Raw genomic sequence first — 26,765 nt, 5'->3', positions numbered from 1 at the left:
ACTTTTAGATTAAAAACTAAGTTTTAAACCCACTGCATAAACTTTTGCATTAGGATAACCATTCTGGTCAATCCCAATCCATAACCGGTTTGCAACACTCCCGCTGTCCGAACCCCTCGTATTAACTTCCGGGTCAAGTCCCGTATAATTCGTAATGGTGAACAGGTTTGTTCCCGATACATAAACCTGTGCCATATCAAAAAATGATATTCCCAATTTTGAAACGGGCAGGTTATAAGCAAATCTCAGGGATTTTAATCTTAAATAACTGCCGTCTTCTATAAATCTTTCGGATGCCGTAACCTGTGTAGCTGCACTGATTTTTGGGTATTTAGCATTTGGGTCCGGGTTTTCGGGTGTCCAGTAATTACCCATAATTTCTTTTAACTGATTGTTACCCCTTTGGAATGAGTTTAAGTTTGTACCGTTTGTTGCATTGAAAATTTCATTTCCATATACTCCTTCCAGGATAATGTTCAATTCAAAATCTTTGTATTTAAAATCAGATGTAAAACCATAAATAAAATCGGGATGGTAACTTCCAAGAATAACCCTGTCCAACGCATTTATAACGCCATCGGGTTCTCCATCGGGACCACTTACGTCCTGGTATTTAATAAAACCATTTTCATCCAGCCCATCTTCAAGTAATCCGTAAAATGCCCCTAATGGTTCTCCAACTCTTGCAATATTGGTACTTGGCCAGGCGGCTCCTTGTTCAGCACCAAAAATATCACTGTCGCCGGCAATCTCAATTACTTCATTTCTGTTTGCAGAAATTTGTGCAGATGCATTCCAGTTGAATCCCCTTCTTAAAATATCGGCATTCACACTTAATTCAATTCCCTGGTTTTGTATTTCCCCCAGGTTTTGAAGAATTGAACCGAAGCCAACAGATGGAGGAAGCGGAACCGAAGCCAGCAGGTCTTTTGTATTCTTTTTGTAATAATCAAAAACAAACCTTAACCTGTCGTCCAGTATATTTAAATCAAATCCTAAATCCAATTGGCCTGTAGATTCCCATCTTAAGTCGCTGTTTGAAATGCCTGTTGGAACAAATCCAATAACATCAGCCTGATTTGCATAAATAAATTTAACAGAAGATAACCTGTTGAGCGATTGATAAGGACTAAGTGCAGTATTTCCGGTTATTCCATAACTGGCCCTCATTTTAAGGCTGTTTACAACGGTAACATTCTGCATAAATGACTCCTCAGAAACACGCCATGCCAATGCTGCAGACGGGAAATATCCCCATTTATGGTCGGCACCAAAACGTGAAGAACCGTCTGCCCTGATACTTGCTGTTATCATATATTTGTCATTGTATGAGTAATTTACTCTTGAGAGGAAAGACGCCAGGGTCCAGTCAGAATATCCTGAATTGGGGTTACCAATAGTTTCTGCAGCCGACAAATCATAATTCTCAGTGGTGTTATTTGCAAAACCGCTAACTCCTATACTTGAATTGCGAAACATACTGGTTTGGTATGTATAACCACCAACTAAATTCAAATTATGAATTTCATTGAATACTTTTGCGTAAGTTAATGTATTTTCATTCAGGAATGAATTGCTGTATGAGTTACTTACTGATGCAGAACCACGGTCGCTGCTATAAATAATAGGTGTAAAATTATCGCCTAACCCATAATCGTATTGCAACCCCAGAAGTGTTCTGAAAGATAAATCCGGTGTTATTTTAATGTCGAAGGTTGAATTTCCCAAAACACTGTTTGCAAAAGAACGGTTTTTAGCTGATGCGTAAATCAAAGGATTTCGCATGTCTGCTGACCCAAAGTTGTATTCCTGCTCAATTTGGTAGGGCAGGCCATTTTCGTCATAAACAGGTAGTGTAGGAGGAGCTGATGCTGCGGCTGACAATAATCCTTGCCCACGATATCCGTTATCCGAACTGACAAAAAATCGCTCCCTTCTTGATAATTGTATGTTTACGCCCATCGTTAGCCAGTTGTTCATTTCATGATCAAGGTTTAGCCTTGCTGAACCTCGTTTAACTCCCGAATTAATCATTATCCCTTCCTGATCGTAATAATTTCCTGAAAAGGAATACCTGGTTTTTTCGGAACTTCCTGTAAAGGTAACGGTGTGATTATGTATGGGAGATGTTCTGAAAATAACATCCTGCCAATCAGTTCCGGGATTTTCTACCTGATCCGGATTGAAAAAAGGCTCTAACCCCTGGTTTTTTAACCACTCATTGGCAATAATAGCATAGTCTCTTGCCTCGAGTACATCAAACCGGTTAACTTCCTGTTGAATTCCATAAAAGCTGTTTACTTCTATTCTGCTTTTTTGTCCGAGTTTTCCTCTTTTTGATGTAATGAGAACTACCCCATTGGCACCTCTTGAACCATAAATAGCAGTCGCTGAGGCATCTTTTAAAATATCAACTGATTCAATATCGGAAGGGTTAAGAAAGTTTATTCCACCTGTTACAGGAAATCCGTCAACTACATATAATGGCTGGTTGTCACCAATCATTGAGTTCCCACCACGAATACGAACTTCAATTCTTCCGCCGGGAATACCCGAATTTTGAGTAACCCTTACACCGGCAGCCCCAACTTTTAAAGCTTGTTCCATGTTATAAACAGGAACAGATTCAAGTGTTTCTGACTTAACTTGTGACACAGAACCGGTTAAATCCGATTTTTTCATGGTACCGTAACCTATAGCTACCACCTCTTCAATTCCAATTACATCTTCCTGCATTACCATATTAATGCTCGTCTGGTTCCCAATAACCGCCTCCTGTGTCAACATCCCAACAAACGAAAAAACCAGAGTGGCATCCTCGGGAATGTTCGAGAGGGTATATTCACCGGCATTATTGGTTACAGTGCCTTGTGTAGTACCTTTTACCATTACCGTAACACCTGGCAGAGGTTGATTGTTATTGTCGGTTACCCGACCTCTAATAGTCTGTGGTTGCTGACTTACATCGGGAATAATTACAATCAAATTATTCTCGGCAATTTTGTAGGTAATCTTTGATGGATCGAAAAGCTTATCCATGATTTCGTGGATGGTTTCATTTTGAATGTTAAAACCGACCCTGCGTTTCATATCTACAAAGTCTTCATTGTAAAAGAAACGAAACTCACTTTGCTTTTCTATGTCCCAAAGTACCTCTTTTACTGTTTTATTTTTGGATTCAACAGACAGGCGCGTTTGTGAATACACGCTTGCAGACATTTGCAAAACCAAAAATACGCTTAGAAAGAATGTTAGTTTTGTCATAAGTAAAACCTTTTTTATGTCTCGTTTATAAGGATGAGACAGTTCCATAAAAATTTTTTTCATATTTTTGAATCGTTAAGGTTTAAAATGTGTTGCACACATACTACCAATATGTTGCAACATGAATTAACACGGAATTTGGGAGGTCTAACCGGATCTCCCTTTTTTAATTTGATAGTTTTTATCTCATAAGCAAATGTTTAAATTTATCCATTCTTTGTTTATCAGGCATAATATACACCGTTTTTCCTTCAATTAAATATTTAATGGGTGAACTTGAGCAAATGGCATCCAAAACCTGTTCCAGTGTTTCATCTTCAAGCGTACCACCAAATGAGTAATCTTTCAGCAATTCATTATCGAAAATGAAATTTACTGCATACCTGCGCTCAAGTTTTTGGGAAAGCGAACTTAATTTTTCGTTATTAATTAACCATCTTTCATCTTTCCACGAAATAATCGGATCAGGTTCTATGGAGGTGATAATTCTTAGTTCTGATTTTTGTTTGGGTTCTGTTTCATTTTCTGTTGAAGGTTGGTTTTCATCGGCTAAATCAAGGGTTCGGTTTTGTTTTGTAAAAACTGCTTTTTCCTTTCCATTAAGAATCACATCCTCAGCAAGTTTAAATTTGTTGCCCTCCAGCTTTACCGACCCTTCAATCAGGGTGGTTTCAATGGTTTTTTCTTCGGCATAGGCCTTTACATTAAACTGGGTTCCGAGGGCTGTGATGCTGATGTCGCTGGTTTGAACCACAAAGGGAATATCAGGATTTTTTGCGATCTCGAAATAAGCTTCGCCCGAAAGGATCACTTCGCGGTGGGTGTTCCCAAATGTATGTTTGTATGAAAGAGTTGTCCCTGCATTCAACCAGATTTTGCTTCCATCAGACATTTTAATAAAGGACCGAGACCCCAGGGGTGCCACGTATTCTACAAGTAGTTGGGATTGATTTGGTTCAGGTTTCTGACTTAAAAAATAATGGCCAATTCCGCCTAAAACGAATACCAATATAAAAATGGCAGCAATTTTTGTCCATTTTAACCAGATTTGAATTACTGAATTTGAATTTCGGTTTAATTGTACCTCTATTTCTTCCCAGGCTTTTTCAATATCAATTTTGTCATGGTACTTCACGAAGTTTACAGATTGCCAAATATCTGAAAGTTGGTCGAAGAGTAGTTTATTTGCCTCACTTTTTTCGAGCCAGTTACTGAGAATTTTTGAATCTTCAGCAGAGAGATGACCAGAAAAATAATCAATGAGGGCTTTTTTCTCGTTCAACGATATGTTCAAGTTCTTTTCCATTTATTGGTTTCTGTAATTATTGACACAATTTTAAGAGAGAGGTATTACAGGGATTCAAAAAAAATTAGCTAAAAAATGAAAATAAATAAATAAAAGCCGGAAGAATGGCTGCTTTGAGTTTGCATAATGCTCTGAAAATTTGTACTTTAACTGTGTTTTCAGAGATGTTTAGTTTTTTTGCAATTTTTTTGTGTGGTAATCCTTCAACCCGGCTAAGCACAAAAATTTCTTTGCACTGCGCAGGAAGCTGTTCAATAACACCGTTTAATTGTTCTTCCAGTTCTTTAGCAAAAATATTCCCAATTGGATATTCCTCAGAATAAGGATTTTTAAGTTTTATTTCAATAGAAGTGAAATCATCAACCAATGCGATTTTGTTTTTCTCTTTAACGCGTTGCAGGTAATTGATGCATGCGTTATGGACCGATCGGAAAAGGTACCCGGAAAGCGATGAATTCACAGAGATTCTTTCGCGGTTGCCCCAAAAATCGACAAAAAAGTCTTTCACCAGGTCTTCGGCGGTTTCCATTTGTTTGGTGTAATCAAAAGCGTAAACACACAATTTACCGTAGTAAGTTTTAAAAACCAACTCAAAGGATTTATGATTCCCTTTTTTAATGGAATCTATCAAAGCCTTTTCAAGTGAATTCATTAATTTTTCTCTTTATTCCTTAATGGCGAATTTAAATCATTTTCAGGATAGGAATGGCAACCTTGGGTTATTTCCTTTCAAATACTTTTAAACTGATTTTGGCCAGTGCGTTTCCAGTCCCTGTTTCCGAATCCATTGCTGAAATTCTTTCAAGAGTTCAGTTTTCTCCCGAACAACTCGCGGTGGCACTTTTTTCTTTTCGGAAAAAGCAATGAGCGACCCAACCGCTTCGCCTATGCTCCATTCAACCGGGTGCAGACGATAACAACCGTTGGTAATATGCGTGGTGCCAATGTTTTTGTTAGCCGGCAGCAGGTTGTTCATGCGTTCGGGTAATAATGCTCCCAACGGAATCTGAAACGGCAGGGATGCAAAATCAATGTAATTATCGCCGGCACTGCTGGGGTGCAGGTCTATGTGGTAATACCCAATTCCCACGCTGTCGTAAAAATCGGCGGCATTTTTTCCGGCTTCCTCTCCGGCTACGAGTTTGCGGTTTTCGGCTCCCACATGTTCTTCCAAAACGGTAAAAACGGCTTTAATCCTTCTGGATTCCCTGATGTACGGATATTTGGCCAAACCATCCTGGGTTCCCATTAAATCACCACGCAGTCGCAAGCCGGGCCAGCCCAATCCATCGTCGGGCCGGGGCGCTTCGGTTTGGAGCCAGTAAAACAGCGACAGACTTAATTGTTTTGAAGCTTCAATATGCTTTTTAAATTCTTCGTCGCTTACATCGATAATGTTTCCCGGGAAATAGTCGTTTTGCGGCCAGTTCACAATGGTAGTATCGCCGTCGTAAGTTCCCGGAAGAAAATTATTTTTGTTGATGATTCGCCGGTAATTCCATAAGTTAAGCAAATCTCCCGTTGGTTTTCCTTCCGGGTGAAATCCGAGGTTTTTTGGCTCCAGCGTACGCGGGTTTGAATAGTTTAGTTCAAGCAGTTTGCCCGCCCATGGCGGATTCATTTGGGGTACATAATTTTTCCAGAAATTATAATCTGCCGGACGGTCAATCACGTTGTTTGCGCCGGGTTGGTAATCCATGGCAAAACACATGGTAAAAGCCTGGTTGTTTTCCGGGTTTACCTTTTCGGGAGCATGCAACTCGGCGGTTTCACTTTTTGCTTCGGTTCCGGTAATGTATTCAGCTCCGGTAAGTGGAAGCAAATCGCCACACTCAGTGGCATCAATAAAATACGGAGCTGATAAAACAAGTGAGTTGCCATTTTTCAGATTTAGGGCTTCAACGGCGCGCACTTTGTCTCTGTAAACATTGGCTGTTTTAATTTTGTAATCCGTCAGAATTTTCAACTTCCCTGAACTCATGTACGACGCCAGCATTTCATTCAATACAGCCACTGCCACACGCGGTTCGTGGCAAAGTCTGGAAACCGAACCATCGCCGGGATTGAGAAATTCCCGGTTTTTAGCTTCCTCTGTCAACGGGTAGTTTCGTTTATAAAAATTTCTGATTCTGTTTCGAAAATCACGGTAAGATGCCGGTGCGCCGTGTGTTTCAATCCAGCGGTGTTCATCAGGCGGCACACCCTGCTGCGAAACCTGGCCGCCAATCCAGTCGGTTTCCTCGGTTATAATTACATTTAATCCGTTTCTGCATGCGGCAATGGCAGCGGCACAACCTCCCAAACTTCCACCTGCAATAATCACATCTGCTGAAAGTTCTTTTGGTTTCGAAAATTTTTTTTCCCGGGTTTTTGTTTGCTCAGCGTTTATGATCAAGGGAGAGCCAATTATAGCAACTCCTCCGCTGGCTGAAACGATTTCAATAAAACTTCTTCTTTTCATGTTCAGATAGTTTAAGGACGAAATTAAATGAAACAATTCCAAATATCGCGTTTAAGAATCCTTTTTTTTGAAGAAGGAATGGAATTTTGAGCCCAAATATGTAACAAATTGGCTTTTCCCAATACCAAAACTGAAAAGACAAAAATTCAATAGTATGGATCACATTGTTTATCTCGATGCCAGGGCCAAAGAACTTGAAAACCTTGAAAATGGCAGTAAAACGATGATTGTGAGAGGTGCCATGGGCAGAAAATTGCCCTATGGAAGAGTGCATGTTTCGGATGTTTTATATTTTGCTGAAAACAACGGAGATGGTTTAATCAAAGGAAAAGCCCAGATAAAAAGAGTATTTTTTTCAGAAAAACTTACAAAAAATGAATCAGAAAAAGTGGTGGCGGAAAACCAGTCGAAATTAAGGTTGAACAGCGGTTTACTGAAACGGTTTGCAGGAAAACGTTTTTTAACGCTGGTTGAAGTTGAGAAATTTGAAAACCTGAGTCATTTTAAATTTAACCGTTCCGATTTTGGAAATATGGACGACTGGCTGCCAGTTGAGAATATAGAAAAGGTGAAATAGATTAAAGTTCTGTTGATTCATTCAGCGCTTTTAATGCCTCTTCTACATGTTTTTCCACCTGCATTTGCGAGTTGAAAATGTAAATTATCTTCCCCGATTTATCCGCCACGTAGGTTACCCTGCCGTGTAGCAGACCAAAAAGGTTGGCGGGCACACCAAACAGTTTTCGTACTTTGTTGCCTTTGTCGCTGAGAAGGTGGTATTTCAGGTTGTGTTTTTCTGCGAAATTTTTATGACTTTCAACCGATTGCCCGCTGATTCCGATGACTTCAGCCCCGGCATCTAAAAAAGTTTCATAATGATCGCGAAAAGAGCAGGCTTCCCTCGTACAACCCGGTGTATCGTCTTTAGGGTAGAAGAACAAAACCAGGCTCTTTTTCCCAATAAAATCTGAAATAATTACTTGTTCTCCAAACTGGTTCTTTAATTTGAAATCCGGAATAATATCTCCTTCTTTTATTTTATTCATTTGTTTAATTATTTCCTTTTGTATTTAAACAACAGGAGTTTTAAAAAAATGTTTTGGAACATTTTCCGGGTTTCAAATTTATTTCTAAATTGCAGCACAGTTCAGCACAGTAAAATGGGAAGAAGTTGGAAGTTGTGCCGAAGGCATCCCTATGGGAGAAGTCGGAAGTCAGAAGACGGAAGACGTCTACCGGCAGGCAGGCTGGGAAGCGGGAAGTTGATGATTACAGATTACAGATAACTATTTAAGTGAAATCATTTATTCAAAAAATAATTTAAAGATGGCAAACAGATTAATAGGAAGACTGCCCAAAGTGGGAATTCGTCCGGTGATTGACGGACGGGAACGTGGCGTGCGCGAGTCACTCGAAGTGCAAACCATGAATATGGCCAAAGCCGCAGCCCGGCTCATTGAAGAAAATTTACGTTTTCCGGGCGGGGAAGAAGTGGAATGCGTAATTTCGGACACCACCATTGGCGGAGTGGCCGAAGCGGCCATGTGTGCCGACCAGTTTGAACGCGAAGGAGTTGGGGTTTCGTTAACGGTAACTCCCTGCTGGTGTTACGGAACTGAAGTGATGGATTCCAATCCTTTGATTCCGAAAGCGGTTTGGGGATTCAACGGCACCGAACGTCCCGGAGCAGTTTACCTGGCTGCTGCGTTAGCGGGATACACACAAAAAGGATTGCCTGCTTTTGGCATTTATGGCCGCGATGTGCAGGATGCCGGTGATGAATCCATCCCTGAAGACGTTCAGGAAAAAATATTACGCTTTGTGAAAGCTGCACTGGCGGCGGCACAAATGAAAGGTAAATCCTATCTTTCACTGGGTTACACTTCAATGGGTATTGCCGGTTCCATGGTAAATCCCGACTTTTTTCAGGATTATTTGGGCATGCGCACCGAATTTGTGGATATGACAGAAGTGAAGCGGCGAATTGATGAGGAGATTTATGATAAGGAAGAATACGAAAAAGCGCTGAAATGGACTCGCGAAAATTGTTTGGAAGGTGAAGATCGCAATGCCTTGGAAAATCAAAGCGACCGCGCACGTAAAGACTGGGAATGGGAAATTGTGGTGAAAATGACCCTGATTTTTCGCGACCTGATGATAGGCAACCCAAAACTGAAGGAAGCCGGATTTGGTGAAGAAGCGTTGGGCAGAAATGCCATTGCAGGTGGTTTCCAGGGGCAGCGCCAGTGGACTGATTATTATCCCAACGGAGATTTTTCGGAAGTGTTTTTAAATACATCTTTCGACTGGAATGGAATCCGCGAAGCGTTTGTATTTGCTACCGAAAACGATAGTTTAAACGCGGTACCCATGCTGTTTGGTCACCTGCTAACCAATACCGCGCAGATTTTTTCTGATGTGCGCACTTACTGGAGCCCCGAAGCCGTTAAGCGTGTAACCGAGAAAGAACTGACCGGCATTGCTAAAGACGGCATTATTCACTTGATTAATTCGGGTGCCACAACGCTGGATGCCACTGGTCAGCAACTCGACGCCGATGGAAATTCAGTAATGAAACCCTATTGGGATGTGAATGAAGAAGATGTTAAGCGCTGCCTGGAAAATACTCGTTTTTGTCCGGGCAATAAGGGTTACTTCCGGGGCGGAGGCTATTCCAGTCAGTTTAAAACCGCCGGACAAATGCCGGTTACCATGTCGCGCATAAACCTGGTAAAAGGGCAGGGTCCGGTTATGCAAATTGCCGAAGGTTACACTGCCGATATTGAGGACGCTGTTCACCAAGTTTTGGACAACCGCACCGATCCTACCTGGCCAACCACATGGTTTGTACCGCGGCTTACAGGAAAAGGAGCGTTTAAGGATGTGTATTCGGTAATGGCAAATTGGGGGGCCAATCACGGAGCCATCAGTTACGGGCACATTGGCGCCGATTTAATTACTCTGGCTTCTATTTTGCGCATTCCTGTTTGCATGCACAACGTGGATGAAGATAAAATTTTCAGACCCAGTGCATGGAACGCTTTTGGTGAAGACAAGGAAGGGTCGGATTACCGCGCCTGCCAAAATTTTGGACCACTCTACAAATAAATTTTCATTAAATAAAGTCATACCTGCCGGTTAAAAGTAGGTATGACTTTTTTATTACGGATTTTACCTGTATTTTCGGCCCGAAACATTATAGTATTAACATTTAACAGAATACGATGAGGACGGTCATCATTTTTACCCTTTTTGCGGTTGTTTTGGGGTGTTCAAACAGAAAAAACAGACAAAACGAAACAGAGATGCAGAAAGTGATTGAGATTGAACCTGAAAAAAAAGAACCTTTGGATAAATATGAAAAGGGAACCTATGGTTACGATGTGAATTTATTGCGTGATTTTCCCAATACCGTAGAGCTGGAAAACGGCGATTCGAGGTTGATTATTTCACTGAAATACCAGGGTAGGGTAATGACCAGTTCGTCAGGTGGGTATGCAGGCAGAAGTTATGGGTGGATTAACCACGAATTGATTGAATCGGGCGAGGTTTTGCCGCAGTTCAACCCGGTGGGCGGAGAAGAACGTTTCTGGCTTGGGCCCGAGGGGGGGCAATTCTCATTGTATTTTAAGCCTGGTAGTTCATTCGATTTTGAAAACTGGCAGGTTCCTGCCTGCATCGACACCATCCCGTTTGAAGTTTTTCTGGCTACCGATTCGGTGGCTGTTTTCCTGAAAGACATGGAAGTGGAGAATTACAGCAACTTCAAATTTAGTTTCGAATTAACCCGTAAGGTTCATTTGCTCGGAAAGCCGGTTATTGAAGACACGTTGGGAATTACGCTTCCGCAAAATGTTAAATATGTAGGGTACGAATCCACCAATATTGTTAAAAACAAAACCGGCGAAGACTGGAAAAAGGAAACCGGATTAATTTCCATTTGGATGCTGGGTATGTTCACTCCATCGCCGGAAGTAACAATGATTATTCCTTACAAAACAAATGTAAGGTCAGATTACATTTTAAAAGACGATTATTTCGGAAAAATTCCGGAGGACAGATTAAAGATTTCCGACGGCATCATCTATTTTAAAGGCGATGGCAAGCACCGCGGGAAAATTGGAATTCCGCCCCAACGCGCCATGCCGGTAATAGGTAGTTACGATGCAGAAAACCAAGTGCTTACCCTTTTAAAAACCGAATTGCCCAAAGGGGCAACTGATTATGTGAATTCGGCCTGGGAACATCAGAAAAATCCTTACCGGGGCGATGTCCTTAATGCCTATAACGACGGTCCGCTGGAAAATGGCGGGCAACTGGGGCCGTTTTACGAACTGGAATCTTCTTCACCGGCACTGGAACTTGCACGGGATTCTTCTGTAACCCACATCCAGTCAACATATCATTTCGAAGGGCCTGAGAATGAGTTGGATTCTATATGCCGGGAAATTTTTAACGTTTCTCTTGAAGAAGTTAAAAACGTGTTTTAGTGGCAGATTTACCATTTCGGATTTCAGAAAAAGCCGGTCAAACCAAAATTCAGCAACTGGTACATTCCATTAGCGAAGCCATAAGCAGTGGCCAGTTGAAAGAAGGCGAAACACTTCCTTCGGTGAATGAGCTAAGCACCGAATCGGGGTTTTCCCGCGATACGGTTTTTAAAGCCTACAAAATTCTTAAGGAAAGAAACCTGGTTGAATCGGCGCCTACAAGAGGATATTATGTAACAGGTGGCTCGTTCAAAGTTTTTATGCTTCTCGACGATTTCAGCGCGTTTAAAGAACAATTGTACAAAGCGTTCAGAAATAACCTTCCCAATACCTATTCAGTCGATTTGCTTTTTCATCATTACAACCGCGAGGTTTTCAATCAGCTTGTAAACAGTAGTTTAGGCAGGTACAGCATGTCTGTGGTGATGAATATTGATCACCGGAGCATGGAACCAGTTCTGAAAAAAATTGATCCCGGTAAGCTGCTCATCCTCGATATGGGAATGCCTCCATCTGAAAACATAAGTTACGTTATTCAGGATTTTAACAAGGCAGTGGAAAATTGTCTGGAGGAAGGATTGACTTACCTGAAAAAATATTCGGAAATGATTTTGGTTTACGATGAAACCGAAACCCCTCATCCGGCTGAAACCGTAACTGCTGTTCGTCGTTTTTGCGAAAATCACAATATCAGCTTTCGGCTGCTGAAAAACACCCACGGCGTTGAAGTAAAAAAAGAACAATGCTGGTTTACCATTCGCGATTCTGATTTGGTGGAAGTAATCAAATATTGCCGGTCAAAAGGATTCCTGCTGGGAAAAGATTTTGGAGTGCTATCATACAACGATACGCCTATGAAACAGATTGCCGGTGGAGGAATCTCTGTCATTTCCACCGATTTTGAACAGATGGGCAGGTTAGCCGCCAGGTTTGTAAAAGACAAACAGAAGGTAACTGAGGTTTTGTCCACTTCCCTGAAAATCAGGCAGTCTCTGTAACTCATAAAATTCCAGACGTAGAAAAAATCAGGAAGGTGTATCGAACCGAAATATTAAAACATGATGTTAATTGAGATTTGAAGTACACGAAATGAATTTTCTTTGAAATGGAAGGACTGATTTTTTTTTACTTTGCTACCTTTGAAAAACCATTCCTGTTTATCAGGTAATTTAAACTGACAATTAAAATCTTTAATATGAAAAATCTGATCTTATTTTTTGCTTTCACTATATTCATTTTAAATTCCATGCAGGCACAGCAAATGTTTCAGCAATTTTCGGGAACTGACATCGGAAATCCCAAACTAAAAGGTGATTTTAAGTTTGATAAGAAAAATCAACAATTTACCTTGCAGGGAGCTGGTTACAACATCTGGTTCGAACGCGATGAGTTTTACTTCGTTTCGCAGGAAGTGGAAGGTGATTTTATTCTTTCAGCTAACCTGAAATTTTTGGGTGTAGGTGTGGATGCACACCGTAAAATGGGACTGATGATTCGCAGTGCAGAGGATGAAAATGCCATTTATATGGATGGCGCCGTACATGGCGACGGGCTCACTTCGCTGCAATACCGTGAAAAAGCCGGGGGAGAAACAAAGGAAATCGCTTCCGAATTAAAAGCACCGGAATTTGTGCAGGTGGAACGGAAAGGAAACGAATACATTTTCCGGCTTTCAAAAGAAGGAGAACCTTTAGTGGAAGTGGGCCGGGTGAAATTGGAAATGCCTTCTGCAGTTTTGGCCGGAATGTTCATCAGCTCCCACAACGAGGCTGTGGTTGAAAAAGCACAGTTTTGGAATGTGAGGTTGGAAAAACCCGCCACCGAGAGCGTTGATGGTTACCAGACTCCATCGCCCAGTCGTCTGGAAATTCTGAACATTGAAACCGGCAACCGCGAGGTGATTTACGAAACCGAAACGCACATTGAAGCGCCCAACTGGTCGCGTAACGGGAAGTTTCTGGTTTACAACTCGGGCGGATTGCTTTATAACTTCAACCTGAAAAAACGGGTTCCAAAGTTAATCGATACCGGTTTTGCCACGGCCAACAACAACGACCACGGCATTTCATTCGATGGAAAAGCGCTGGCAATCAGTAGCGGCACAGCAGTTGACGGAAGAAATGTTTCTATTATTTATACTGTTCCGGTGAAGGGCGGAACACCAAAGCGGGTAACCGAAAAAGGCCCGTCCTACTGGCATGGCTGGTCGCCCGACGATAAATGGCATGTTTACTGCGCCGAACGGAACGGCAATTACGATGTGTATAAAATTCCGGCAGAAGGTGGCGAAGAAATTCGCCTGACAACTGCCGAAGGACTCGACGATGGTCCGGAGTATTCACCCGACGGAAAATACATTTATTTCAACTCGGTACGCAGCGGCAGCATGGAAATATGGCGCATGAAACCCGATGGCTCGGAGCAGGAGCAGGTAACCAGCGATGAGTTTCAGAACTGGTTTGCCCACCCGTCGCCCGATGGCAAATGGCTGATTATGATTTCCTATTTACCAGAAGTGCCGGCAAGTTCGCATCCGCATAATCAGCGCGTAATGCTGCGGTTGATGCCTGCAAACGGTGGTGATATTAAAGCTGTTGCATTTCTTTACGGCGGCCAGGGAACCATTAACGTACCTTCCTGGAGTCCCGACTCCAAAAAAGTGGCATTTATGAGCTATACGTATTGAGGGAAATCAGGCAGTAATCACTTACCCTGTTATGATGAACTGGCAAAGAAAATATCCGCTTCACGGATGGCTGGGATTTTTACTGGTTGCCGTTTTCTGGTTTCTGAACTGGTATTTGGAAGGTTTAAGAACACACCTGGCATTTTTTCCGCTGTGGCTGGGTTACATCCTCGCCGTTGACGGCCTTGTTTTTATGCGAAAAGGAACTTCGCTGGTGAGCAGGAGTAAAGCAGGATTTATTCTTCTGTTTGTGTTTTCAGTTCCGTTTTGGTGGTTGTTCGAACTTTTTAACACCGTGTTGCAAAACTGGCTTTACACAGGCCGGGAATATTTTAGTGATATTGCGTATGCGTTATATGCATCGTTGAATTTTAGTACCGTTTTGCCTGCGGTTTTTGTAACAGCCGAATTGGTGGCCACTTTCCGGCTTCGAATTTTAGACAAACCTGTTTGGAAAACCGGACGCAACCTGCCATTGGTGTTTTTTATTTCAGGGTGGACCATGCTCTTTTTGTTCCTGGTATGGCCGCGAATCTTTTTCCCACTGGTCTGGGTATCGGTTTATTTTATTATAGAACCTGTTAATTACCGGTTGGGTTTTACGAACCTGCTTCAGCACACCGAAAAAGGCAACTGGCGACCGGTTTGGAACCTTTGGATTGGCGTGCTGGCATGTGGGTTTTTCTGGGAACTGTGGAACTATTATTCATGGCCCAAATGGACCTACAATCTGCCGTACCTCAATGAGCCCAAACTTTTTGAAATGCCAATTGCAGGATACCTGGGCTACCTTCCGTTTTCACTGGAGTTATTTGCGTTATATAATTTACTGACCGGCATATTCAGGATAAAAGCACTTAAGAATTATTTACATCCGGAGTAACTCATGCAGATTTCAAACTGCAATCATGTCTTTCTGAAATTAACAATTAAATAATAAATCGCAACTCCTTAACAGACAGTAAATTTTTCGACCGAATCATCTGAAAAGGTCAAATTTTAACTTAAAATCCTTTGTTTTAGGTGCAGGACAATTACCCGCATTTCATTGTTTAAAGATTTTTTTCTTTATTTATAGAAGAAATCAACAACCGGATTTAGATAGGATAATGACAATGAAAGTTAAGCTGTTAAAAGGATATAAGGTAAAAATTACAAATTGAAACAAAAACGATGCATATTATTACAATCTAAAATAAAGAAATATTTCTTTATTAAGACAATTGAATAATGATGATTGAACAACGGAAGATTTCTACAGAAAGAATTTTTCGGATCAGAAACAGAAAACAGTTTGAAAAACAGGATGATTTAAGGAAACGGACATGAAAGTAGCAGAAAAAATTGAACAATTAAAGCAGAAAAGAGAGGAAGTTTTGGCTATGGGCGGCGAAGCCAGAGTGGCCAAACAGAAAGCGAAAGGCAAGTTAACGGCACGGGAGCGTATCGATTTGTTGTTCGACGATGGCACATTCCGTGAGATTGACATGTTTGTGAATCACCGTTCGGTGAATTTTGGAATGGCAAAAGAAAATGTTCCTGCCGACGGTGTGATTGTTGGCCACGGAAAAGTGAACGGACGCACGGTATTTGCTTTCTCACAGGATTTTACTTCACGGGGAGGGTCACTGGGCGAAATGCACGCTGCAAAAATTTGTAAGATTATGGACCTTGCCGTAAAAGCCGGTTCTCCGGTTGTGGGACTAAACGATTCGGGCGGCGCGCGCGTGGAAGAAGGGGTGGATGCCCTGAAAGGATACGGCGAAATTTTTATGCGCAATTCCAGGGCGTCGGGTGTTATTCCGCAAATTTCGGCCATTATGGGTCCCTGCGCCGGTGGAGCAGTGTATTCTCCTGCCATGACGGACTTTGTTTATATGGTGAAAAAACAAAGCCACATGTTTATTACCAGTCCGTATGTAATTAAAACGGTTACCGGCGAAGAAACCACTTTTGAGGCACTGGGCGGGGCCATGGCACACAACGCCAAAAGCGGAAATGCCCATTTCGCCTGCGAAAGCGATGAGGAAACCATCGAATCGATTATTGAACTGCTGGGTTACCTTCCGAACAACAACCTGGAAGATGCACCGGTTGTACCCATGGGCGACAACTCCACGCGCATGTGCAATGAACTGGATACCATCATTCCCGACGATGCCAAGACACCTTACGACATGAAAAAGGTGATTGAGTCGGTACTAGACCAGGGCCATTTTTACGAAGTGCACGAACATTATGCCGAAAACTGCATCGTGGGTTTTGGTCGTTTAAACAACCGCTCGGTGGGAATTATTGCCAACCAGCCGCTGGTTCAGGCCGGATGCCTTGACATTGATGCATCGGATAAAATCAGCCGTTTTGTGCGGACCTGCGATGCCTTTAACATTCCGCTCGTCACGTTTGTGGATGTGCCGGGTTATTTGCCTGGCATTCAGCAGGAACTGGGCGGAATCATCCGCCACGGGGCAAAACTGCTCTGGAGTTATGCCGAAGCCACCGTTCCCAAATTTACGGTTATTACCCGGAAAGATTACGGCGGGGCTTACCTGGCCATGTGCTCCAAACCTTTGGGAGCAGATATGGTATTTGCCTGGCCAACAGCCGAAATTGCAGTTATGGGCGCCAAAGGTGCCGTTGAAGTTATTTCCACATACCGCAGGGAAATCAGCGAGGCCGAAGATAAGGCAGCCAAAACACAGGAAAAAATCAATGAATACGAGGAAGCATTTAACATTCCATACCTGGCAGCCCAGCGCGGATACATCGATGAGGTGATAATTCCATCGGAAACGCGTATGCGGTTAATTGATGCGCTGGAGGCCATGAGTACGAAAACCGAAACACTTCCGGCTAAAAAACACGGAAATATTCCATTATAAAATATAAAGTTATGAACGCATACGAAAAAAAGAGAAAAGCAGCGATGATAGCTGTCGCCTATTACATAGAACAGGAAAAAGCAAGCGCAACTGCATCAGGCGAACAAAACCGTTCGGGAGCATGGGCACAAACCGGTAAAGAAATTGCCATGAGTAACCGGTATGTGATTCAACGCAGGGGCCGCCTGTTGCGGAGTGCTTAATTTTTTGAATACAATTGAACACCATTTAAAAACGGAAACGATGAAATATGATAAACACGGCGTATTGGAGATGGCACCGCTTCGTTTTGAAGCCGACCGTCCGAAAGCCGAAAACCCGGTAAAAATTAACGATGTAAGTTTGCGCGACGGCCACCAGTCGCTGTTTGCCACGCGCGGCCGCACCGAAGATTTGCTTACAGTGGCTGAAATGATTGACAATGCAGGATTCAATGCTGTGGAAACCTGGGGAGGGGCCACTTTTGATACCATGCACCGCTTTCTGGGCGAAGACCCCTGGGAGCGTCTTCGCGTCTTGAAAAAGCACATGCCCAAAACCCCGTTTTCCATGCTGCTTCGCGGACAGAATGTGGTGGGTTACCGCAACTATGCCGACGATGTGGTTGAAGCCTTTGTTCAGCGCGCCATCGATAACGGTATGGATATTTTTCGCTGTTTCGATGCGCTAAATGATTACCGCAATTTTGAAACGGCGGCTAAAGTTATCCGGAACAATAAAAAGCATTTTCAGGGAGTGGTTTGCTACACGCTGAACCAGCCGCGCCTTGGCGGAGAAGTTTACAACATGGAATACTACATCAACAAGGTGAGGGAGCTGATTGATTTTGGCGTGGATTCCATCTGTATTAAAGATATGGCAGGCCTGATTGCGCCTTACGACATCTACAATATGATTCGCGAGATTAAAAACTTTACCGACATCCCGCTGAATTTGCACACACACTTTACTTCCGGCATGGGTGATTTGGCGATTTTTAAAGCCGTTGAGGCCGGTGTGGATATTGTTGACACCTGTATCGGACCATATGCTTACCGCACGTCGCATGCTGCCGTTGAGCCGATAATCATGTCATTGCTGGGAACAAACCGCGATACAGGCATGGATATCAACAAAATTACCGCCATTGCCGATGAAATGGAAAAACACATTCCGAAATACCGGCATCTGGACAATAACCCGAAATATTCCATCACCGATATCAACGTACTGCTGCATCAAACGCCGGGTGGTATGCTTTCGAACCTGGTGAACCAGTTGAAAGCCATGGATGCGCTGGATAAGCTGGAAGATGTTTTCCGGTTATTGCCGAAAGTGCGCAAAGATTTGGGCAATATTCCTCTGGTAACACCAACATCGCAAATTGTGGGCGTTCAAACGGTTAACAATGTACTTTTCGATTCTTACGAAGGGGAATATGCCAAAATTACCAAAGAGGTAAAAGACCTCTGTTACGGTTTGTATGGTAAAACCACCGAGCCCATCAATCCGGAAGTGATGAAAAAAGCGCTGAAGGATTATCCGCGCGGGGAAGAACCGGTTACCGTTCGACCAGGCTCAATTCTCGAACCGGAAATGGACGGGGTGAAAAGTACGTTCAAGGATTTGGCAAAAGACATTGACGATGAAGTGCTTTGTGCCTTGTATCCGGTTACTGGAAAACGGTTCCTGAAATGGAAGTATGGGTTGGAGGAAATCCCGGAAGAGGTAAAACCCAAGACCATGGAGCAGGTGAAAAAGGAAGCTGAAATTGTTCGAAAAGCCCTGGCAGGAGAATTAACTGCAAAAAAAGCGTCGGGGAACGGGCGTGCGTTGGAAGTTATCGTGGATGGAGAAACTTTTTCAGTAGAAATCAACGACCCGAATGCGACGGCGCCACCGGTGATGCAAATCCGTGGACGGAAAAACAAAACTGCAAATAAAGAGGTGGAAAAAACCGGTAGCATTACCGCACCGCTACCGGGAATGATTGTGGAGTATAAAAAATCGGTGGGCGAAAAAGTAAAAGCCGGCGAAACTGTGGTGGTTATCGAAGCCATGAAAATGATGAACAACCTGGATTCAACAGTTGACGGCGTGGTGAAGGAAATCAAATTTGAAGCAAGTGATTCCGTATCAAAAGGCGATGTACTGATGCACATTGAAACTGCAGTTTAATTTCAATTCTCACTTTTAAATTTCGAAAAAGAAAAAAAGCGCAGTTACATAGATTAATTTTAAAGTTTACAACACCGGAAACGGATTTATCGCATAGCAAAAGCCATGAGGCAATCCGTTTCTTTTTTCTAAAACATTTGCATTTTATGCAGTTTCCGGTAGCGCCCTTCTGTAGCCAGCAGTTCATCGTGGGTGCCCTTTTCTGCAATTCTGCCTTTATGCAGCACATAAATCATGTCGGCATTTTTAATGGTTGAAAGCCGGTGGGCAATCACCAGGGAAGTCCGGTTTTTCATCAGATTTATCAGGGCGTCCTGCACCAGCCGCTCCGATTCGGTGTCGAGCGATGAGGTAGCTTCGTCGAGAATAAGGATGGGCGGGTTTTTCATAACAGCCCGTGCAATGGACAGCCGTTGTTTCTGACCTCCCGAAAGTTTGTCGCCGCGGTCGCCAATGGTAGTTTGATAACCGTTTTCAGTAGCCATAATAAATTCGTGCGCATTGGCAATTTTAGCGGCATTTGCAACCTGCTCTTCAGTAACATTGTCCATCCCGAAGGCAATGTTGTTAAAAAATGAATCGTTAAAAAGAATGGGTTCCTGGTTCACATAACCAATCAGGTTGCGCAGGTCTTTCAGTTTCAGGTCGCGTAAATCGGTTCCGTCAATGGTTATATTTCCCCCGGTAACCTCGTAAAAGCGTGGCAATAAATCAACAAGTGTGGTTTTTCCGCTTCCCGAGCGTCCTACAAACGCCACGGTTTTTCCTTTTTCAATTTCAAGCGAAATATTTTCTAAAACCGGTGTTGAATTGTAGGCGAAAGAAACATTATCGTATGTGATTTTATTTTGGAAGTCATTTATTTTAAGGGCGCCTGGTTTTTCTTTTATACTTTCCTGCGTATTCAGAATTTTGTCGATACGTTCCATCGAGGCCAGGCCTTTTTCCACACTGTAAAGAGCTGTTGAAAAAGCTTTTGCCGGATTGATGATATTATAGAAAAAAACCAGATAACCAATAAATGCTGCTGCATCCAGCGAACTTTTCTGGTTCAGAATCAACTGGCCGCCATACCAAAGAACTATGATGATAACGGTAGTTCCAAGAAATTCGCTCATGGGATGGGCGAGGAACCGCCTCCACATCAACTGGTTCATAATTTGGAAATAGCTCTCATTTTCTTTTTCAAATCGCTCAGTGGCCTTTTTTTCAGCATTAAAAGCTTTAATTATCCGAAGTCCCGAGAGGTCTTCTTCGATAACCGACAATATATCGCCCATTTTATTCTGACCCTTTCGGCTCTCCTTTTTCAGGCTTTTTCCAATCCGGCCAATAATATACCCGGCTATGGGGAACATCACAAAAACAAACAGTGTCAGACTCCAGCTCATGTAAACCATTACCCCCACCGAAACGAGGATGAGAATCGGGTTTTTAATCATCATTTCAAGCGAGTTCATAATGGAATTTTCCACTTCGGTAACATCACCCGTCATGCGCGCCATAATGTCGCCCTTGCGTTCATCGGAGAAAAAGCCCAGTTGCAGTTTTAAAATTTTTCGGTAGATTTTGGAGCGGATGTCGCGTACCACACCGTTTCGGATAACCACAATCATGTAATTGGCCAGGTAATAAAAACCAACTTTCAGAAAAACGGTGATGACAATAAAAATACCGATAAAAATGAGTGCTTTTTCGTGACTTGATTGTTCAATTACCCTACTGATGAGGTAATTGGAGTATTCTGTAAAGGAGGAAACGCTGAGACCCACTTCGGGTTTGTTCAACATCAGTTCCTGCGTACCAAACAATATTTTCAGCGACGGAATAAGGAGCAAAAAGGAAAATGCACCAAACACAGCGCTTAAAAAGTTGAACACAATATTCCATACAAGTTTCCATTTGTAGGGTGGAATAAACCGTCGAAGAAGATTTAAAAAGTCTTTCATATTTTACTTGAGGACTGCTCGTTTTGCAGATACGAATCAACATCAATTTGATTCCACATTTCGGCACCCAGACCCTTGAGTTGTGTGAGGTTTACAGATGAACTATCAGCCTTTTTATGTTTTTTTAGCAAGGAAAGAATTTTTTCCGCCACCTGGATTTTTGAATTATAATCCAGTGAAGAAACCTGTCTTACAATTTCATTTATTTTTACCGAAACATCCATGTTTTATTTTTTTTCAAAGATATGGTTTTTCCTGCATTCATGTGTCATTATAAAACATCCAACTAAAACACGCCAGTGTAATTTTCTGGTGTTATTTGCTTCAAATCCTGTTTAATGTTTTCAGGAATATTAAGACTATCAATAAAATGATGTATGGCCTGTTTGTCAATCACTTCATTTTTGCGGGTTAAATCTTTCAGCGCCTCATAAGGGTTGGGGAAAAACTCCCGCCGCAAAATGGTTTGAATGGCTTCGGCCACCACCGCCCAATTGTCGTCCAAATCTTTTTCAATGGCTGGTTGGTTCAGCAGCAACTTGCCCAGTCCTTTTAACGTTGATTTCAGTGCAATCATTGTATGCCCGAACGGAACCCCGATGAATCGGGTGGCTGTACTATCGGTGAGGTCGCGCTGCAAACGCGAAACGGGCAGTTTGGATGAAAGCTGCTCAAACCCGGCGTTGGCAATTCCAATGTTCCCTTCGGAGTTTTCAAAGTCGATGGGATTGACCTTGTGCGGCATGGTGGAAGAACCCACTTCACCCTTTTTAATTTTTTGTTTGAAGTAGTTCATTGAAATGTAGCTCCACATGTCGCGGTTGAGGTCGAGCACAATGTTGTTGATACGTTTTATGGCATCGAATATGGCGCCGTAATTGTCGTAGTGGGCAATTTGCGTGGTGTATTGCGACCGTTCCAGTCCCAGTTTTTCTTTGCAGAACCTGTTGGCAAACTGCTGCCAGTCTGTTTCGGGGTAAGCAACAAAGTGCGCATTGAAGTTGCCGGTGGCGCCGCCAAATTTGGCATGGCATGGTATGGCTTTCAATTGTTCCAGTTGTACCTGAATGCGTTCAATAAACACCCGGATTTCTTTTCCCAGTTTGGTGGGTGAGGCCGGCTGTCCGTGGGTTTTGGCCAGCATGGGAATGTCTTTCCATTGTTCAGCCAGCTCTTCCAGCTTGTTCGTCAGTTCCTGAATGAGCGGGTAATATTCTTCATTTAAAGCTGCATGAATGGACAGCGGCATGGCGGTGTTGTTGGCATCCTGCGAAGTGAGTCCAAAGTGAATGAACTCCTTGTATTTTCCCAAACCAATTTTGTCAAATTCTTCTTTGATGAAGTACTCAACCGCTTTTACATCGTGGTTGGTTATGCTTTCAATCTCTTTAACACGCACCGCATGTTCAACCGAAAATTGCCGATGAATTTCCCCCAGTTGCTGCAGTTGGTTCTTCGTAATTTCACTTAGTTGTGGCAGAGGCAATTCGCACAATGCCACAAAATATTCAATCTCCACAAACACCCGGTATTTAATCAGGGCATATTCGCTGAAATATTTCCAAAGGTTTTCCACTTTGTTTTGGTACCTGCCGTCAACCGGCGAAATGGCTGTCAAGCTGTTCAGATTCATTTTTTCAATCTTAAAAAAACACGACAAAGGTAGTAATTTAGGCGGATCTGTGTCTTAACAATTTTGTTGTTGTATTCTAGGCCAAAATATTTAAAGATCGATCATCAAAATACAAACCCCGAATGGATGCCTGGGGCATAAATTCCAAATTTTAAAGCACAAAAAAACAATAAGATGAAACAAATTGGAATTTAATGAATTGGTAATTGGAAACTACCTGCACATCCGGCAGCCAGGTTTGCGATTTGTTTATTGTCAGTTGTTATTCCTTGACCTGTGTGTATATTTTTTATCCAATGTGCCGGATTTATTTATAACTTCGCTGTTGAACCTGACAGGCAGGTCAATAGTTTTTAAAAATGAATAATATAAACAATGAATACATTCCGGAATCTATTTTTAATACTGGTTTTATTGCCGGTTTTTTTGTTTGCAGAAGACGAAAAAAGCAGTGAAAAGTTGGTTTATAAGTTTAACATCAAACAGGAAATTACCCGCGCCACCTGGCGGCAAACACAGCAGGCATTTGAAGCTGCCGATTCGCTGGGGGCCGATATTTTCCTGATTCACATGAATACATACGGAGGAACTGTTCTGGATGCCGATTCCATCCGAACCAGAATTTTGCAGAGCTCCATTCCTGTTTATGTTTTTGTTGACAATAATGCCGCTTCAGCAGGTGCGCTTATTTCCATTGCCTGCGACAGCATTTATATGCGACCCGGAGGAAGTATTGGTGCCGCCACAGTGGTTAATCAAACCGGCCAGGCTATGCCCGACAAATACCAGAGTTACATGCGCTCTACCATGCGTGCAACTGCCGAGGCCAAAGGAAAAAGAACTGTTATTATGGGCAGCGATACCATTGAACAGTGGCGACGCGACCCGAAAATAGCTGAGGCGATGGTTGACCCTTCGGTTTTTATCGAAGGAATTATCGATACCGGGAAGGTTTTGACATTTACTCCTGCCGAGGCCATTGAATATGGTTTTTGCGAAGGCGTTGCCGAAAATGTGCCGGCAGTAATGCAAAAGCTTGGAATTGAAGAATACCGGATTGTGGAATACGAACCTTCTTTTATTGAACGCATAATCGGGTTTCTGGTACATCCGGTTTTTTCAGGACTTCTAATTATGGCTATAATAGGCGGAATTTATTTCGAAATGCAAACGCCTGGAGTTGGTTTTCCGTTGGGTGTAGCCATTCTGGCGGCTGTGCTTTATTTTGCCCCGCTCTACCTCGAAGGTCTGGCCGAAAACTGGGAAATTATTCTTTTTCTGGTCGGACTGATTTTAATTGCGGTGGAAATTTTTGTGTTGCCCGGTTTTGGAATTGCCGGAATTTCGGGCGTTTTGCTGGTTTTTGTAGCGCTGGTGTTAAGTTTGATTGAAAACGTGGTTTTCGATTTTGAACCGGTTGATACGCAAAGGCTTGGCGTAGCGATAATGACAGTTGTTGCAGGTATTTTCGGAGGATTTATTCTTTCACTTTACCTGGGCAAAAAAGTGTTTACCTCCCATTCCGGGCCGTTTAAAAATTTTGCACTAAACACGGTTCAAAATGTAAGCGACGGGTATTTGAACGTAGATGCATCGTTTATTGCATTAAAAGGTAAAACCGGAACAGCACAAACGGTTTTGCGTCCCGGAGGAAAAGTCTTAATCGACGGTGAAGTGTACGATGCCATGACCGAAAGCGGATTTATTGACCGCGGCGAAGAAATCGTGGTAGTTAAAGTTGGCACTGCCCAATTGTATGTTGACCGGCCTGAAAGTTAAACGGGTTGGATTTCAGGGTGCCGGTTTGCCTTTTATCTTTTCGTTAGCAATTCAAAAAGCCCTGTACTGCAAATCCCTGCCAATTTCATATTTAATCCCTATCAAGTCTTTATAAAACAGGGCATAATAACTTTCTCCATGCTGAGGATAGAATTTTGGTTCATCCACTATATTTGCCCCGGTTTCTAAAATTGGCAGCTTCCAGCCCAAACATCGCAGGATAATAATTGTTTCTTTGTGTGAGGGGAAAATGCTTATGCTGAATTACATTGAAATATATGTTGACGAACTTTGGTACCTGTTGCTTGAAATGGCGCCGTGGCTGATGCTGGGCCTTATTTTTGCCGGATTGTTAAAAGTCTATTTCCCGCAAAAACACATCAACAGGTTGCTGGGGAAATCAAATTTTCGGTCGTCGGTAAATGCTTCCCTCATTGGCATTCCTTTACCGCTTTGTTCGTGCGGGGTAATTCCCACCGGCATTTCATTTTACCAGAATGGCGCTTCAAAAGGGTCCACCAATTCTTTTCTCATTTCAACGCCGCAAACCGGGGTGGATTCTATTTTGGCTACATACTCCATGCTGGGCTGGCCGTTTGCGTTGCTACGTCCGTTTGTGGCTTTTGTTACCGGGGTGGCCGGAGGTGTTATTACCAATATTTTTGTAAAAGACAAACAAGTAACAATTCAGGATCAATCGCCGTTTTCGAACCTGAAAATAGATACCGGTGCCATCAATAATCGCAAGGAGACCTGCAGCGATGATTCCTGTGGTTGCCACGAGCCAGAAAAGAAAGACAACCGACATTCACTGGTCAGGGCCGCCGATTATGCTTTTATTGAATTGCTGCAGGATATCGCCAAATGGCTGGTTATTGGGTTTTTGCTGGCTGCGCTCATTTCAGTGGCGTTGCCCGAAGATTTTTTTAGTTCCTTCAGCGGTCTCGGGTTTTTGGAACTTCTGGTGGTGCTTGCTGCTTCCGTGCCGCTGTATATGTGCGCCACGGGCTCCATTCCCATTGCGGCTGTTTTGCTCATGAAGGGCATTTCGCCGGGCGCTGCGCTGGTTTTTCTTATGGCCGGGCCTGCTACCAACGTAGCTACTATGGCTGTTCTGGGCAAAACCATGGGACGAAAGTCGTTGATGGCCTATATGGCAACCATTATTGGCGGGGCGCTGTTTTTTGGAGTGCTTATCAACGCGTTTATTCCGGCAGACTGGTTTTTGAGCCAAATCCCCCATCTGCATGGCGACGGCCATGAGCAGCAAATGTTGCCGGTCTGGCTTCAGTGGGTTTCGGCAATCGTTTTAGTTGTTTCCATGGTCGGCGGTTATTTTTATTCCATTCATAAAAAAAGAAAGAAAATGAATAAAACAGAAGGTATTACAGTAAAAGTTACAGGAATGACCTGCTCGCACTGCGAAGCCAATGTGAAACGAAACCTGGAAGCATTAAAAGGAATTGCAGAAGTGATTGCCGACAACCGCAGCGAAACGGTGAAGATTTCCGGCTCCGGCTTCGACCTGGAAAAAGTAAAGCAGACGGTCAACGGACTGGGATATAAGTACGAGGGCTAATCATTTTAAATTTTGGATATGGAAACTAAAACTATTGTTAAAAACCAGGCTGATCGGCTGATTTTTCTAGGTGTTATGTTGTTTCTGCTGGGATTAATTGTGGGATTAATTGTACCGGTACTGGCTAATCCGCGCATGGGACTTTCAAGTCATATTGAAGGGGTGATGAACGGGATGCTGCTCATCATTTTCGGACTCATCTGGAACCGGGTAAAATTACCTTCCAAATGGCTGGCAATAACTTTTTGGATGGCTATTTACGGCACCTTTGCCAACTGGTTTGGTATTTTAATCGCAGCCATTTTTAATGCCGGCAAAATGTTGACTGTTGCAGCAAAGGGGCAGGAGGGACATCCGGTGGCCGAAGCAGTTGTTACATTCTCGCTTGTAACCTTAACCCTGGCCATGATGTTTGTAAGTGTGGCCATTTTAATTGGCCTCGCCCGGGGTAACAAGTCAAAAAATGCGGAATCCTGAATTGTTAGTAGGCACCGGTCATCGGTCATCGGTCATCGGTCATCTGTCATCTGTCATTAGTCATTTGTCACTTGTCATTAGTGAGTGAGTGAGAGTGAGTGA

At 42.9% G+C, this 26,765-nt stretch carries 20 protein-coding genes; 12 read left to right on the top strand and 8 right to left on the bottom strand.

Translation table 11 applies throughout. From position 1 onward, the window contains the following. Positions 1–9: 9 nt before the first annotated feature. The 4 genes from ACESMA_RS01890 to ACESMA_RS01875 all read right to left on the bottom strand — a co-directional run bounded on the left by ACESMA_RS01890 (position 10) and on the right by ACESMA_RS01875 (position 7,031). Positions 10–3,264, bottom strand: a complete 3,255-nt coding sequence (locus ACESMA_RS01890) for a TonB-dependent receptor (RefSeq protein WP_372947060.1) — start codon at positions 3,262–3,264, stop codon at positions 10–12. A 181-nt stretch (positions 3,265–3,445) separates the two neighbouring features. Further along, positions 3,446–4,570: a FecR family protein gene (locus tag ACESMA_RS01885; protein WP_372947059.1), complete on the bottom strand. Its 1,125-nt coding sequence runs from the start codon at positions 4,568–4,570 to the stop codon at positions 3,446–3,448. A 64-nt stretch (positions 4,571–4,634) separates the two neighbouring features. Beyond that, positions 4,635–5,222 (bottom strand): RNA polymerase sigma-70 factor, encoded by a 588-nt coding sequence (locus ACESMA_RS01880; RefSeq protein ID WP_372947058.1) that lies wholly within the window; start codon positions 5,220–5,222, stop codon positions 4,635–4,637. Between the two features lie 87 nt (positions 5,223–5,309). After that, positions 5,310–7,031, bottom strand: a complete 1,722-nt coding sequence (locus tag ACESMA_RS01875) for an FAD-dependent oxidoreductase (protein ID WP_372947057.1) — start codon at positions 7,029–7,031, stop codon at positions 5,310–5,312. Positions 7,032–7,185: 154 nt separating this feature from the next. Between ACESMA_RS01875 and ACESMA_RS01870 the strand changes: the two genes are divergently transcribed. Further along, positions 7,186–7,608 (top strand): hypothetical protein, encoded by a 423-nt coding sequence (locus tag ACESMA_RS01870; protein ID WP_372947056.1) that lies wholly within the window; start codon positions 7,186–7,188, stop codon positions 7,606–7,608. A 1-nt stretch (position 7,609) separates the two neighbouring features. On the opposite strand, the gene ACESMA_RS01865 is transcribed toward ACESMA_RS01870, so the two are convergent. Beyond that, the gene (locus tag ACESMA_RS01865) at positions 7,610–8,077 is read right to left on the bottom strand and encodes a peroxiredoxin (protein WP_372947055.1); all 468 of its coding nucleotides are present in this window, start codon (positions 8,075–8,077) and stop codon (positions 7,610–7,612) included. Between the two features lie 280 nt (positions 8,078–8,357). Between ACESMA_RS01865 and ACESMA_RS01860 the strand changes: the two genes are divergently transcribed. From ACESMA_RS01860 to ACESMA_RS01825, 8 genes are all read left to right on the top strand, one after another. Next, positions 8,358–10,139 carry an L-fucose isomerase gene (locus ACESMA_RS01860; RefSeq protein WP_372947054.1) on the top strand — a complete coding sequence of 594 codons (1,782 nt, stop codon included), beginning with the start codon at positions 8,358–8,360 and terminating at the stop codon, positions 10,137–10,139. Positions 10,140–10,336: 197 nt separating this feature from the next. Further along, the gene (locus ACESMA_RS01855) at positions 10,337–11,521 is read left to right on the top strand and encodes a DUF6786 family protein (RefSeq protein ID WP_372947053.1); all 1,185 of its coding nucleotides are present in this window, start codon (positions 10,337–10,339) and stop codon (positions 11,519–11,521) included. Further along, positions 11,521–12,519 (top strand): GntR family transcriptional regulator, encoded by a 999-nt coding sequence (locus tag ACESMA_RS01850; protein ID WP_372947052.1) that lies wholly within the window; start codon positions 11,521–11,523, stop codon positions 12,517–12,519. The genes ACESMA_RS01855 and ACESMA_RS01850 overlap by 1 nt, the downstream gene beginning before the upstream one ends. 197 nt (positions 12,520–12,716) lie before the next feature. Next, positions 12,717–14,207: a TolB family protein gene (locus tag ACESMA_RS01845; RefSeq protein WP_372947051.1), complete on the top strand. Its 1,491-nt coding sequence runs from the start codon at positions 12,717–12,719 to the stop codon at positions 14,205–14,207. Positions 14,208–14,238: 31 nt separating this feature from the next. Further along, positions 14,239–15,090 (top strand): hypothetical protein, encoded by an 852-nt coding sequence (locus ACESMA_RS01840; RefSeq protein WP_372947050.1) that lies wholly within the window; start codon positions 14,239–14,241, stop codon positions 15,088–15,090. A 442-nt stretch (positions 15,091–15,532) separates the two neighbouring features. Continuing rightward, on the top strand, positions 15,533–17,089 hold the full coding sequence (locus ACESMA_RS01835; RefSeq protein WP_372947049.1) for an acyl-CoA carboxylase subunit beta: 1,557 nt from the start codon (positions 15,533–15,535) through the stop codon (positions 17,087–17,089). A gap of 11 nt (positions 17,090–17,100) precedes the next feature. Continuing rightward, positions 17,101–17,292: a hypothetical protein gene (locus ACESMA_RS01830; RefSeq protein ID WP_372947048.1), complete on the top strand. Its 192-nt coding sequence runs from the start codon at positions 17,101–17,103 to the stop codon at positions 17,290–17,292. A gap of 40 nt (positions 17,293–17,332) precedes the next feature. Then, the gene (locus ACESMA_RS01825) at positions 17,333–19,246 is read left to right on the top strand and encodes a pyruvate carboxylase subunit B (RefSeq protein ID WP_372947047.1); all 1,914 of its coding nucleotides are present in this window, start codon (positions 17,333–17,335) and stop codon (positions 19,244–19,246) included. 128 nt (positions 19,247–19,374) lie between these two features. Here ACESMA_RS01825 and ACESMA_RS01820 read toward each other — a convergent pair whose 3' ends face one another. The 3 genes from ACESMA_RS01820 to purB form a co-directional block, all read right to left on the bottom strand. Further along, a complete protein-coding gene (locus ACESMA_RS01820; protein WP_372947046.1) occupies positions 19,375–21,195 on the bottom strand; it encodes an ABC transporter ATP-binding protein in 1,821 nt (606 codons plus the stop codon). Further along, the gene (locus ACESMA_RS01815) at positions 21,192–21,419 is read right to left on the bottom strand and encodes a hypothetical protein (protein WP_372947045.1); all 228 of its coding nucleotides are present in this window, start codon (positions 21,417–21,419) and stop codon (positions 21,192–21,194) included. Before ACESMA_RS01815 ends, ACESMA_RS01820 begins: the two co-directional genes overlap by 4 nt. A 62-nt stretch (positions 21,420–21,481) precedes the next feature. Next, on the bottom strand, positions 21,482–22,828 hold the full coding sequence (purB, locus tag ACESMA_RS01810) for an adenylosuccinate lyase (RefSeq protein WP_372947044.1): 1,347 nt from the start codon (positions 22,826–22,828) through the stop codon (positions 21,482–21,484). A 375-nt stretch (positions 22,829–23,203) separates the two neighbouring features. Between purB and ACESMA_RS01805 the strand changes: the two genes are divergently transcribed. The 3 genes from ACESMA_RS01805 (at position 23,204) to ACESMA_RS01795 (ending at position 26,663) form a co-directional block, all read left to right on the top strand. Next, complete coding sequence (locus ACESMA_RS01805; protein WP_372947043.1) at positions 23,204–24,607, top strand: NfeD family protein; 1,404 nt, start codon at positions 23,204–23,206, stop codon at positions 24,605–24,607. A 256-nt stretch (positions 24,608–24,863) separates the two neighbouring features. Further along, positions 24,864–26,186 (top strand): SO_0444 family Cu/Zn efflux transporter, encoded by a 1,323-nt coding sequence (locus ACESMA_RS01800; RefSeq protein ID WP_372947042.1) that lies wholly within the window; start codon positions 24,864–24,866, stop codon positions 26,184–26,186. A gap of 18 nt (positions 26,187–26,204) precedes the next feature. Continuing rightward, positions 26,205–26,663, top strand: coding sequence for a hydrogenase (locus ACESMA_RS01795; RefSeq protein WP_372947041.1), 459 nt, complete (start codon positions 26,205–26,207; stop codon positions 26,661–26,663). The last annotated feature ends 102 nt before the right edge of the window (positions 26,664–26,765 follow it).

This window comes from Mariniphaga sp., assembly GCF_041687215.1.
Taxonomy (GTDB): Bacteria; Bacteroidota; Bacteroidia; order Bacteroidales; family Prolixibacteraceae; genus Mariniphaga.
Note: the sequence above shows the minus strand (reverse complement) of the source record. Positions and strands in the feature narration are given on the sequence as shown.

Bases quoted from the DNA above. Each gene is read 5' to 3' on its own strand.
- ACESMA_RS01890 (WP_372947060.1), bottom strand. From the start codon at position 3,264: ATGACAAAACTAACATTCTTTCTAAGCGTATTTTTGGTTTTGCAAATG.
- ACESMA_RS01885 (WP_372947059.1), bottom strand. From the start codon at position 4,570: ATGGAAAAGAACTTGAACATATCGTTGAACGAGAAAAAAGCCCTCATT.
- ACESMA_RS01880 (WP_372947058.1), bottom strand. From the start codon at position 5,222: ATGAATTCACTTGAAAAGGCTTTGATAGATTCCATTAAAAAAGGGAAT.
- ACESMA_RS01875 (WP_372947057.1), bottom strand. From the start codon at position 7,031: ATGAAAAGAAGAAGTTTTATTGAAATCGTTTCAGCCAGCGGAGGAGTT.
- ACESMA_RS01870 (WP_372947056.1), top strand. From the start codon at position 7,186: ATGGATCACATTGTTTATCTCGATGCCAGGGCCAAAGAACTTGAAAAC.
- ACESMA_RS01865 (WP_372947055.1), bottom strand. From the start codon at position 8,077: ATGAATAAAATAAAAGAAGGAGATATTATTCCGGATTTCAAATTAAAG.
- ACESMA_RS01860 (WP_372947054.1), top strand. From the start codon at position 8,358: ATGGCAAACAGATTAATAGGAAGACTGCCCAAAGTGGGAATTCGTCCG.
- ACESMA_RS01855 (WP_372947053.1), top strand. From the start codon at position 10,337: ATGCAGAAAGTGATTGAGATTGAACCTGAAAAAAAAGAACCTTTGGAT.
- ACESMA_RS01845 (WP_372947051.1), top strand. From the start codon at position 12,717: ATGAAAAATCTGATCTTATTTTTTGCTTTCACTATATTCATTTTAAAT.
- ACESMA_RS01840 (WP_372947050.1), top strand. From the start codon at position 14,239: ATGATGAACTGGCAAAGAAAATATCCGCTTCACGGATGGCTGGGATTT.
- ACESMA_RS01835 (WP_372947049.1), top strand. From the start codon at position 15,533: ATGAAAGTAGCAGAAAAAATTGAACAATTAAAGCAGAAAAGAGAGGAA.
- ACESMA_RS01830 (WP_372947048.1), top strand. From the start codon at position 17,101: ATGAACGCATACGAAAAAAAGAGAAAAGCAGCGATGATAGCTGTCGCC.
- ACESMA_RS01825 (WP_372947047.1), top strand. From the start codon at position 17,333: ATGAAATATGATAAACACGGCGTATTGGAGATGGCACCGCTTCGTTTT.
- ACESMA_RS01820 (WP_372947046.1), bottom strand. From the start codon at position 21,195: ATGAAAGACTTTTTAAATCTTCTTCGACGGTTTATTCCACCCTACAAA.
- ACESMA_RS01815 (WP_372947045.1), bottom strand. From the start codon at position 21,419: ATGGATGTTTCGGTAAAAATAAATGAAATTGTAAGACAGGTTTCTTCA.
- purB (WP_372947044.1), bottom strand. From the start codon at position 22,828: ATGAATCTGAACAGCTTGACAGCCATTTCGCCGGTTGACGGCAGGTAC.
- ACESMA_RS01805 (WP_372947043.1), top strand. From the start codon at position 23,204: ATGAATACATTCCGGAATCTATTTTTAATACTGGTTTTATTGCCGGTT.
- ACESMA_RS01800 (WP_372947042.1), top strand. From the start codon at position 24,864: ATGCTGAATTACATTGAAATATATGTTGACGAACTTTGGTACCTGTTG.
- ACESMA_RS01795 (WP_372947041.1), top strand. From the start codon at position 26,205: ATGGAAACTAAAACTATTGTTAAAAACCAGGCTGATCGGCTGATTTTT.